Origin of the sequence: Microcoleus sp. Pol12A5, from assembly GCF_036701435.1 — a bacterium.
Lineage (GTDB): Bacteria > Cyanobacteriota > Cyanobacteriia > Cyanobacteriales > Microcoleaceae > Microcoleus.
Genome location: NZ_JAUBQU010000028.1, coordinates 54,585 through 65,485 on the forward strand (window position 1 = coordinate 54,585; position 10,901 = coordinate 65,485).

9 protein-coding genes are annotated in these 10,901 nt (G+C 46.5%); 8 read left to right on the plus strand and 1 reads right to left on the minus strand.

Annotated elements, in window-relative coordinates; translation table 11 throughout:
* Window positions 1-214 precede the first annotated feature (214 nt).
* From QUA45_RS10410 to QUA45_RS10435, 6 genes are all read left to right on the plus strand, one after another.
* A complete protein-coding gene (locus tag QUA45_RS10410) occupies window positions 215-1,270 on the plus strand; it encodes an MraY family glycosyltransferase (protein WP_333148908.1) in 1,056 nt (351 codons plus the stop codon).
* Window positions 1,271-1,360: 90 nt separating this feature from the next.
* Window positions 1,361-2,617, plus strand: coding sequence for a competence/damage-inducible protein A (locus QUA45_RS10415; RefSeq protein WP_333098409.1), 1,257 nt, complete (start codon window positions 1,361-1,363; stop codon window positions 2,615-2,617).
* A 299-nt stretch (window positions 2,618-2,916) separates the two neighbouring features.
* Window positions 2,917-3,054, plus strand: a complete 138-nt coding sequence (locus tag QUA45_RS10420; RefSeq protein ID WP_333054680.1) for a hypothetical protein — start codon at window positions 2,917-2,919, stop codon at window positions 3,052-3,054.
* Between the two features lie 105 nt (window positions 3,055-3,159).
* A complete protein-coding gene (gene aroQ / locus QUA45_RS10425) occupies window positions 3,160-3,600 on the plus strand; it encodes a type II 3-dehydroquinate dehydratase (protein WP_332983027.1) in 441 nt (146 codons plus the stop codon).
* Window positions 3,601-3,774: 174 nt separating this feature from the next.
* A complete protein-coding gene (locus QUA45_RS10430; protein WP_333220606.1) occupies window positions 3,775-4,923 on the plus strand; it encodes an ADP-ribosylglycohydrolase family protein in 1,149 nt (382 codons plus the stop codon).
* 418 nt (window positions 4,924-5,341) lie between these two features.
* On the plus strand, window positions 5,342-7,897 hold the full coding sequence (locus tag QUA45_RS10435; protein ID WP_333098413.1) for an HDIG domain-containing metalloprotein: 2,556 nt from the start codon (window positions 5,342-5,344) through the stop codon (window positions 7,895-7,897).
* 369 nt (window positions 7,898-8,266) lie between these two features.
* Here the strand turns inward: QUA45_RS10435 and QUA45_RS10440 are convergent, their stop codons facing one another.
* The gene (locus QUA45_RS10440) at window positions 8,267-9,184 is read right to left on the minus strand and encodes a carbohydrate ABC transporter permease (RefSeq protein ID WP_333220608.1); all 918 of its coding nucleotides are present in this window, start codon (window positions 9,182-9,184) and stop codon (window positions 8,267-8,269) included.
* Window positions 9,185-9,199: 15 nt separating this feature from the next.
* Here QUA45_RS10440 and rpsF point away from each other — a divergent pair, with 15 nt between their 5' ends.
* A complete protein-coding gene (rpsF, locus tag QUA45_RS10445) occupies window positions 9,200-9,535 on the plus strand; it encodes a 30S ribosomal protein S6 (RefSeq protein ID WP_015176119.1) in 336 nt (111 codons plus the stop codon).
* A gap of 437 nt (window positions 9,536-9,972) precedes the next feature.
* Window positions 9,973-10,797, plus strand: a complete 825-nt coding sequence (locus QUA45_RS10450) for a right-handed parallel beta-helix repeat-containing protein (RefSeq protein WP_333220610.1) — start codon at window positions 9,973-9,975, stop codon at window positions 10,795-10,797.
* Window positions 10,798-10,901: the final 104 nt, after the last annotated feature.

Here is a 10,901-nt window from a genome sequence, read left to right on the forward strand (position 1 = left end):
TGCTCGCGAAAAAGTCGATATTTCAAATCGTTAATTCGAGAGTTATGAATGAACAACCTGACAATTCGCCCCAGGGCAACTGCCATTGCGGCAAATCTCCGACTCCCAAACCCCCAGTCGCTCTTCAAGATGTTTCCTTGTTATAAGCCATCTGAAATGTAGTAGACTCTGCCTGACAGCCTAATTGCCCCGCACTATTTAAAATTGATTTCAGATGCCGTACCAGTATCTGTACCACATACTCGCTTTTCTGGTTTCTGCGATCGTCGTCCTCTGGAGTACGCCAATAGTCAAAAAAATTGGTCTCAAAAGCGGGCGAGTCGATCGGCCAGGCGAGCGAAAAGTCCATAAGCGCCCTATGGTGCGCTTAGGAGGAGTTTCCATCTTTCTCGGCACTATCACTGCCCTCTTATTTGTCTGGCTCTCAGGAGGCTTTATCGATGCTAACGGACAAGTTCTCAATCCCAAAGATGAATACGAAATTTGGGGAGTCACCCTCGGCGGCATCGGATTCTTCCTCATCGGTTTAGCAGACGACCTATTTTCGCTCTCGGCCTTAAAACGCTTGCTCATGCAAATTGGCGTATCCAGCATCGTTTGGATGGCAGGCGTACAAATTGAGTTTCTCACAGTTCCCTCCCTGGGGCTGACTAATATTGGCTGGCTGAGCTTGCCAATTACCGTGATTTGGCTCGTCGGCATGGCGAATGCCATCAACTGGATTGACGGTTTGGACGGTTTAGCTGCCGGAGTTTCAGGGATTGCAGCAGTTGTAATGCTGATTGTCAGTCTGTCGATGCACCAACCGGCGGCGGCCCTGATTGCAGCGGCTTTAGCTGGCGGGGCCTTGGGATTTCTGCGCTACAACTTCAATCCGGCTCAAATCTTTATGGGAGATGGCGGGGCTTATTTTATCGGGTTTACTCTCGCTGGAGTGGGAGTAATTGGGTTAGTTAAAACTACGGCTGTTACTTCTGTGTTGCTGCCCTATTTAATTTTAGCTGTACCGATTTTAGATATGTCCGCGGTGATTCTCGATCGGCTTCGCAACGGCAAGTCACCGTTTATTGCTGACAAGCGCCACCTCCACCACCGACTTCTAGAAGCCGGACTATCCCATCGATTTGCGGTTTTATTTATTTACTCACTGACACTGTGGGTGGGAAGTTTAGCCCTAGCTTTTTCGCTTCCCAGCGGCGTAATTTACGCTATGGGTGCAACAAGTTTGCTGGGATATGCTAGTTGGAAAGTTTGGAGACACGCTCGATAGTTAGTTGACTGTTGACTGTTGACTGTTGACTGTTATCGTTACCCAATTAATTCTCCAATCTAAAATCCAAAATCTAAAATCTAAAATAGAATGGTTGCTGAAATTATTTGTGTTGGCACTGAATTGCTGTTAGGCGATATTCTTAATAGCAATGCCCAGTTTTTAGCCAAAGAATTAGCGAGTCTGGGAATCCCTCACTACTATCAAACAGTGGTAGGCGACAATCCAGAACGTATCAAACAAGTGTTAGAAATCGCCGTCAGTCGATCGCAGCTTTTGCTCTTCACCGGAGGCCTGGGCCCCACACCAGACGACCTCACAGTCGAAACAATCGCCGATTTTTTTGGGGTTCCCCTCATCGAAAAGCCGGAAATTATCGCCGATATCGAATACAAATTTGCCCAGCGGGGGCGCACCATGAGTCCCAGCAATCGCAAACAAGCTTTAATTCCAGAAAGTGCGGACATTCTGCCAAACCGCTGCGGTTCTGCACCGGGGATTATTTGGCAGCCAGTTTCTAACGTGACAGTAATGACATTTCCCGGTGTACCGGCGGAAATGCACTTGATGTGGCAAGAAACCGCGGTTCCTTACCTAAAAAATGGCGGCTGGTGCAGCGAAACTATTTACAGCCGCATATTGAAATTTTGGGGTATTGCTGAGTCGGAATTGGCGGAAAAAGTAGATAGTTTTCTGAATTTAACTAATCCTACTGTGGCTCCCTACGCCAATCACGGCGAAGTCAAACTGAGGATTTCGGCCCGCGCGGAGTCCTCCGCGGCTGCGAAAAACTTGATTGAGCCGATCGAACAACAATTGCGGCAAATTGCCGGCTCGGACTGTTACGGTGCTGATAGCGATACCCTCGCTTCGACTGTGGGCCAATTGTTGCTGGATGCAGGGCAAACTCTTAGCGTTGCTGAATCCTGCACCGGAGGAGGATTGGGGGCGATGCTGACAGGTGTTCCCGGCAGTTCTTGCTACTTTTTAGGCGGGATTATTTCTTACGACAATCGAATTAAGGAAGGATTATTAGGTGTTAATCCCCAAGATTTAGCCGAATTTGGGGCAGTCAGCCACCAAGTGGCAAAACAAATGGCTGCGGGAGTTCGTGCCAGCCTCAATACACACTGGGGATTGAGCATTACAGGCATCGCCGGGCCCGGAGGCGGCACAGATGCTAAACCTGTCGGACTGGTTTATGTTGGTTTAGCGGGGCCCCACGGGGACGCAGAAAGTTTTGAATACCGTTTTGGCGATGCCAGAGGCCGCGATTGGATTCGGAATCTGAGTAGCTGTACGGCCCTCGATCGGCTCCGGCGTAAATTATTGTTGGCAAAAGCATAGAAAAAATCCTACGATTGGTCAATTGTCAACAGTCAACCGTAAGCTTAAGCTTTATTTAACACTCTCTACTCCGATATAATTTGGCAATTTTCCTTTTCCCTCTTGATTATCTGTAAAGATTCGTTATGATAATAAGATAGGACTGATTGGCCAATATACTGACTCTCTCCATTGCTCATAACAACCAGCAAGCGAGAAAGCAAGTTTGACCTTTGGTTTCAAAGTCGTGCTTGCTTATTTTCAGATATTTAGCCGTCGGTTTAGCAATCTAGACTATAAAAAAAGGAGCTATCCGTTCAATGGAAGACATTGAAAAGGTGCTGGAACAAATTAAAGAATGGGTTCGCAAGCTGATAGAAGGATTGCTGAATCCTGAAGCTCAACCGGAACTCGAACCGATTCGTATTCCTGTCAACCAACCGAGAAATCGCCGATAGTCGGGACTGGATTGGAAGTTTGAGCTTTGAGCTTTGAGGTTGGAGACTGGTTATAAATACCATGTCAAAACTCTCCTAATTTTTGTTGCGCTGGAAATTTTAAAATTGTTAAATATCCTGGTACTTCACGGCCCTAATCTGAATCTATTGGGTCAGCGAGAACCTGGAGTTTATGGTTCTGCAACTTTAAATGATATCAACAAGTTGCTAGAACGAGAAGCGCAAGCCCTCCAGGTGAAAGTCTCAATTCAGCAGTCGAATCATGAAGGGGTATTGGTGGATGCCATTCACTCGATGTTAGGGCAGCACCAAGGCTTATTGATTAATGCTGGAGCTTATACTCATACGAGTGTGGCAATTAGAGACGCGATCGCTGCGGTGAATATCCCTGCGGTAGAAGTTCATCTGAGCAATATTTACCGACGGGAAGCTTTTCGCCACCACTCGTTTATCGCAGCGGTGGCGATCGGGCAAATCAGCGGTTTTGGCTCAGAAAGTTATCGGCTGGGGCTGCAAGCTCTAGTAAGTTACCTGATTAAAAATTAAAAATTTACCGATTGTAGCGATCGGATGAGGGCAGGTTTTAGATGGAAAACCAGCCCTTATATGTTTGGGCTGAATTCAAATTAATCACAAGAGTTAGGCAAAGAAGTACACTAGGAAAAATTCTAAATTACCAATTACCAATTACCAATTACTAACAAATTGAGTTAAATTCAAATGCGGCATTCCCTGTTGAGCAAGTTTCAAGGAACCATCCTGGGGGCAGTTTTAGGAGACTTTATAGGCCTGCAATACCAGAGGCAACTCGTGGGTATTCCCCCTCAAACAGAAGACTTGCAGCCGATTTTACAACTGACGAAAAACCAACAATTGACCGTAAGTGGCGCAAAATTGGCGTTGAATTCTGTAAACAGTAAAATCCCAACTGGCAAAGACTCATCTGCATCCGGGAGACTTGCGGTAGCGTGCACTCAAAGTTTAATTCGGTGTAGCGGTTTAGATTTAAAAGATTGGCGCGATACTTGGGAAACATTTGCCAAGTCAGAAATCAACCATCCCCCCAAGAGTGAGTTTCAAATCCTGCTTAAACCTGGTGAAGCTGCCATTGCTGTGCTGCCATCGGCGATGTTTTTTCACGAAAATAAAGCCAAGCTGCGAGAAAAAATCATGCTGGCGATAGAGGTTTGGCACAGCCAAAACCAGCCAGAATGGGAAACAGCAATTTTAGCAGTAGCATATACGATCGCCCGAGCTCTTAAAGAAAGACTTGACCCCGCGACAGCGATCGAGCAAACACTTGCTTACCTGAAAACAGATAACGCCTTAACAGAGCTGCTGCTGCAAGTGCAAATACTACTAGAAAAAGGAGCCGATTTAGAAACAGCCGCCACTCATCTGTGCAAAAGCGCCACAGCTTTGCAAGAAAGACAGGGCGAAGGTGAAAAAAAATTACACACCGAGTCCATTGTTAACCCAGGAAATTTGATTCCCATTGCCTTAGCTTTCTACTGCTTTTTGAGCACTCCAGAAGACTTGCGCTTGTCAGTGGTGCGTGCTGCCCGCTGTGGCATAGCTGGACAAATAACCTGCGCTTTGACGGGAGCTTTGTCTGGAGCCTATAACGGTGTTGCTGGGATTCCTGTAGAATGGCGGCAGGTATCTCTGGCTGAGGTTAAATCCCAGCAGCTAGCCGACGGCCGAGAAACTTCGCTTTGGGGAACTGGCAGCGATGCAAAAATTTTAGAGTTAGCAGATAACCTGTTTGCTGTTTGGGCCGGAGTTTACAGACCCGATGCCGGACTGGATTCCGCAGCGCTAGCCCGATCTGTGGCTGCACCTTATGTCATTAGACCTCGTAAAATATAAAGTTTGGAGCTTTTAACGCTAAGGGGAAACCAGAAATTAGCAATTAGTCATTAACAAGTCAAAAGCGAAAGTGGAAGGAGAGCGACCATTAAAAATTAAAAAGTGAAAAATTAAATCGGACGCGCCTACCCCAACAAGCCATGTTTAAACGAGAATATGGGGTTGGGAACGAAAAATCTACGGAGAAACAAGTTTTTTATCTATCACGCGCGAGTTCTGTTCAAAATAGACAAGGGAAGCAAAGAACCTGCTTGCGTTGTTGGTCACCGTCAGGAAAGCCAAATGCTGGCGATAGTCACGCAAAGCAGCCTGAAGGTTTGAACTCTTGAGCCAGGGTAGTTCGGATAAAATCAATCAAGATGCATAGTCAGAGATTCTGACAAAGCTGCTGGATAACAGTGATATATCTTCGACACAAATGAATACGATCTCCTCATTGATGCGGCAGATTGAGCAGCTAGGGGCTGCGCGCTCACTGCGCCAACACATTGCTAAAGTGCAAAATGGCTGTAGCAAAGCAGATACCGATCGCGCTAGCGGGCCTCTCCTGAGCCGTTTGTCGCGCCCGAAATGGATTCTTCCGGAGACTTTTACTACTAGATTTACAAGTAAAACCTCCAAATCAACCCTCAAAAATCAAGCTCGTTCCCCTATGTTGGCGCTGGTGGCGGTAGTTTCTCTAAGTAGCACTCTGGGCCATCGCTTCTACAACCAGCCGAAACTTGATGTGGGAACGAAAGCTCCTCAGACGATTAAGGCTCCTGATACTGCTAATGTCGCGGATTACAAAACTACTGAAGAACAGCGGAAAGCAGCGCGGATCGGGGCTGTAGCGATATTAATGCTAGATCCTGCGGTCGATCGACAAATTTATCAAGAATTGCAACAATTTTTGCAGAAGGGAAGCGAGCTGCGGGAGGCGGTAGGCCTGTTTCCGTTTGCGAGTCCCTCGGTGCTCTCAAATGCTGCTCAGGTTTACTTGCGGGGCTGTCCCGAGTGGGAGTGGCGATCAATTTTGGCGCAAGCTGGGGACAAAAGTGCAAGTTCCGAGCGATTGAGTTTGAGTTCCCCTGCAGTTGCTGGGCAGACGGAGAACAAGTCTCGGCAAGATGCTATCGCTCAACTGCAAGCTTATAGCCGATCGGTCGGGGAAGCAGACTTTCAAAGCCTGACAGACAGTATTTCCTCTGCTCGTCGGCGCTATCTCAATGCTGTCGAGGCGCTGGGAAAACCTTCGGTTTCAGAGTTCCCACAGATTTACGATACTTCGTTGTTTGATTTGTCGGATGCAGCTTGGCAGAAAACCCAAACCGGCATGAGTCGGGCGGCAAAAAGGATGGTGGCTCAAGGTATCCCGCAGGGCTTGCCAAAAGACATTTTGAAAGAAGCTGTGAAGCTGCAAGTGGCTGATGAAGTGCCGTTAGAGTCTCAATCTTTGGCGGTGGAGGGTTTAACAGCGATTTTGCAGCCAAATCTGGTGAGAGATCGCGAGGAAACCAAACAGCTAGCTGAATTAGCGGCGCAAAAGGTGAAACCGGTGATGATCGCAGTCGATCAGGGCGAGATAATTGTTGCACAAGGACAAGAGATCTCGCAGCAAGATTTCCTGTTGCTGGACTATTTTGGTTTAAGTCGGCGGGGGGTGAATTGGCTGGGGCTGACAGGCTTTGTTTGTTTAGTGGCGGGGGCAATAGCGATCGTACTGCTGGTGGAAAGGCACTACCGCTTGCGCCGCAGAGATCATTTGCTATTGTTGCTGCTGACTTTGAGCGCGCCGGTGCTGGTTAGTTTGGGCCTGCCTTGGACGAGTTTGCCCGCGATCGGGATTTTAGCGGGCGGCTTCTACGGTTCGGCGGTGGGAGTGACTGTGGTGGGGCTGCTGTCGGCGCTGCTGCCCATTGGCTTAAATGTGGAGTTGATTCATTTGGTTGCTAGCGGGGCCGGCGGTTTGCTGGGCGCTTTTATGGCCGGGCGGCTGCGATCGCGTGAGGAATTGGCTCTTTTGGGCTTGGCTGTCGGCTTGAGTCAGGGTACGGTTTATCTGGTGGGGACTTTGATTGCCAGCGCGGCTGCCGGTGCGATTTGGTACGTCGTGCTCGGTACGGTGGGCGCGCAAAGTTTAGCCGGTTTGGCTTGGAGCGTTGTGGCGATCGGTATCAGCCCTTATTTGGAACACGTTTTTGACTTGATTACGCCGATCCGACTGGCGGAACTTGCCAATCCCAACCGCCCGCTGTTGAAGAAGTTGGCTGCCGAGGCTCCGGGCACTTTTCAGCACACGCTGTTTGTGGCGAGTTTGGCGGAGGCTGCTGCCCGGGAGCTCGGCTGCAATGTTGAGCTGGTCAGAACTGGTACATTATACCACGATATTGGAAAAATGCACGACCCCCTCGGATTTTGTGAAAATCAAATGGGCGGAACCAACAAACACGATGAAATAAATGACCCTTGGGCGAGCGCGGAGATTATTAAAAAGCACGTTACCGAGGGCTTGGTGATGGCGCGGAAGCATCGATTGCCGAAGGCGATTCAGGCATTTATTCCCGAACACCAAGGTACAATGTTAATTGCTTATTTCTACCACCAAGCGCAGCAAATTGCTGCAAAAGAAATAGAAGATTTAAAGAGGGCTTTGCCAGATGCGGATAATTCAAAGTTAACGATCGCAAGTCGGGAAGTGAGGGAGGAGGATTTTCGCTACGACGGGCCGATTCCGCAGTCGCGGGAAACGGGGATTCTGATGCTGGCGGATTCTTGCGAGGCTGCTTTGCGATCGCTCAAGGATGCTACTCATGAAGAGGCTTTGAATATGGTTAATCGGATTTTGAGGGCTCGCTGGCAGGATAATCAGTTGATTGATTCGGATTTAACGCGGGAGGATATGTCTCTAATTGCCGAGATTTTTGTGCGGGTTTGGGAACAGTTCAATCACAAGCGGATTGCTTACCCCAGTGCAGTTTTCACTCCCAGATAGGAGGAAATTTTTACTTATGAAAAATCAGTTCGCATTTCAGTTGTGAATCAGATTTCATTGCGATTTGCCCGGTAAAGCGCCATGCACTTCAGGATTGTGGCTGACAATTACCACAGTTTGTTTGATTCCTCAAAATTCCGAAGAGTCGATCTCTCTTTCGGCAGCTAAGTGCGATCGCAATTTTTGCCAGTCTTCGGCATCGATCGCATTTGCGAAAGCGATGATATCTACGACCCCAGCGCGGTCAACAATCCAGCGGATTTATTGCCGTTCCTCAATCACAAATAAATTTGGTTAGTTGTGAATTCAAAAGATTTTAATTTTTAACCGCAGATGAACGCGGATAAACGCACATTTTTTGTGTTGATTCTATCCTTTGACTCCCGCCGCAGTTTCTGTTGGTACAATATATTTTTGCAATAGCAAAAATACTCCCAAAACTGGAACAATAGAAATAATAGAACCCGCCGCAACTAAACGCCAATCTAAAGAAAATGTCCCGGCTAAATTGGCTACCCCTAAAGGTAAAGTGTAATATTCCGGCCTGTCTAAAACTAGCAGTGGCCACAGAAAGTCGCTCCAAGAACCGATAAATACGAAAATTCCTAGGGTAACTAAAGCTGGCTTAATTGCCGGAATCATGACGTGCCACCAAATTCCTAATTCGCTGCAGCCGTCGATGCGAGCGGCTTCTTCTAATTCTTTGGGAACTGCTAGGAATGCTTGTCGTAATAAAAATATGCCGAAGGCTGAGGCTAGTCCGGGAAATATGACGCCTAAATAACTATTTTTTAGTCCGAGTTGTACTGTCAATATGTATAGGGGAATCATGACTATTTGGAAGGGAATCATGATTGTGGAAATGATTGTGATTAAGATGGCTTCGCGGCCGCGAAATTTGAGTCTGGCTAAGGGGTAAGCGGCGAGGGCGCAAAAGAGGACGTTGATGCTAACTGTGAGGCAGGCAATTAGAGTGCTGTTGAACAGGTAGCGGCCGAAGGGGTTGGTTTGCCAAACTTTGATGAAGTTTTCGAGGGTTGGCTGTTGTGGCCACAGTTGCGGGGGAAATTGAAAGATGTTTTCGTTGGGGGATTTGAGGGAGGTACTGAGCAGCCACAGCAAGGGAAACAGCATTAAAAGTGCGATGGCGCTCATGATGCTGTACGTCCACAGGGTACTCCACCGCGAGGGAGTGTTGTTTGGGGAATTTGGTTTTTTAGTTTTGAGATTGTTCATTGTTGGGATATGATAATAAGTCCTTGCTTCGTGAGAAGCCTTGTTGTCCATAAGGGGATTATTGCCATGAAACCGTTTATTTACGAAACTATGTACATTCTGCGCCCTGATTTGGGTGAAGAAATGACAGACCAGGCGATCGCTAAATATCAAACTATTTTGCGAGATCAAGGTGCTGAAAACATCGAAACTCAGCACCGTGGCAAGCGCCGTTTGGCTTACGAAATCGGCAAGCACCGGGACGGAGTATACGTTCAAATGAACTATACAGCTCCGGGCGCTGCAATTTTTACCCTGGAGCGCGCGATGCGTCTGAGCGAAGAAGTGATTCGCTATTTGACAATCAAGCAAGATGTGCCCGATGCACCTGAAGCGGAAGCTGAAGCTGAAGTCGCCGAGTAGCATTCGTGTCAACTTAACGTCTTATGTAGTACCAGTCTACTGTTTGACGATTAGGGCCGCTTATTCCCCGGCACGCATTTTTTAAGGGCTACCCTGTACCCACAACTTGAAAAACTAACGTCAGAGCCTTTGGCTCCTCCTGGCATCCTCCTGAAAAAGAGGCTAGGGGGAGCTCTGTAATTGTGGGTACAGCATCGTTTCTTAAGAGCGGGACTTGAAGTTAATTGAAATTATTAAGTAGGCAAGCGGGATTAAAGCCAGTTATATAACAATATGTAAACATTGCTCAGTCAGCCACGCTTAGGGCATTTGGATACTTTACCATCCTTAACATAATTGTGTTTGACAGCGCCTACCTACTTACTAGATTGAGAAAATTACGAAAGTCCTTTAATATTTAAACAGTGAGGATTAAATGCTATCTAAAAAAAAACTTCATGATTAGAAAAACCGTTCATAGGTTCATCACGTTAGTATTAGCAGGATTTCTCTTATCGATTAGTGGCGACTGCTGGATCTCGCGAACTTTAGCACAAATCCATCCTCATGTTTTTTATGTTTCACCAAATGGTAGTGATACAAATAACGGTTCACTTGAGCATCCTTGGTCAACAATTAATCACGCAGCGTCGGTATTAAAAGCGGGTGAAACAGTTTATATTCGGGCGGGAACTTATCACCTCATGGAACAAATTCAAGCTAAAAATTCAGGGACAGAAAAGGCTTGGATTACTTATCGAGCATATCCTGAAGAACGAGTTATTATTGATGCGGATGCGGTTAAAGTAGAGCCTACCTCTGCTAATAAATCCCCTCATCCTCACGATCAAGGTGCATTTTTGTTACAAAATGTTAGTTATATTAAAGTAGAAAAGTTAGAAATTATTAATTCTCATAATTCTGGAATAGCAGTTAGAAATAGCCATTTTATTAACCTTTATAATAATAAAACAGAAAATACATTTTCCCCAGGTATTGGTGTTTGGTGGGGCGATCACTATAAAGTAATGGGAAATACGGTTGTTAATGCAAACGACCTGACGATGGCTGACTTCTTAAATGATTTTTCAGAAGCTCCCCATGAAGCAATTTCAATCGGTGGGGTTGAAAATTTTGAAGTTGCTTATAACTTAGTTAAGGATGGGAAGAAAGAAGGGATTGATGTTAAAGAAAAGAGTAAATATGGAACCGTCCATAATAACTATATTTACCACATGGCACGACAAGGATTATATGTTGATAGTTGGTTTGGAGTCTTATAGCGATCGTAAATCATTCATAAATCGATCGAGAGTTCGAGCGAGCAGTAGTTTCATGAGAATGTTGGCTCAAAATCACCAAATTTGTGTAGCTTGGGAAAGTCAAA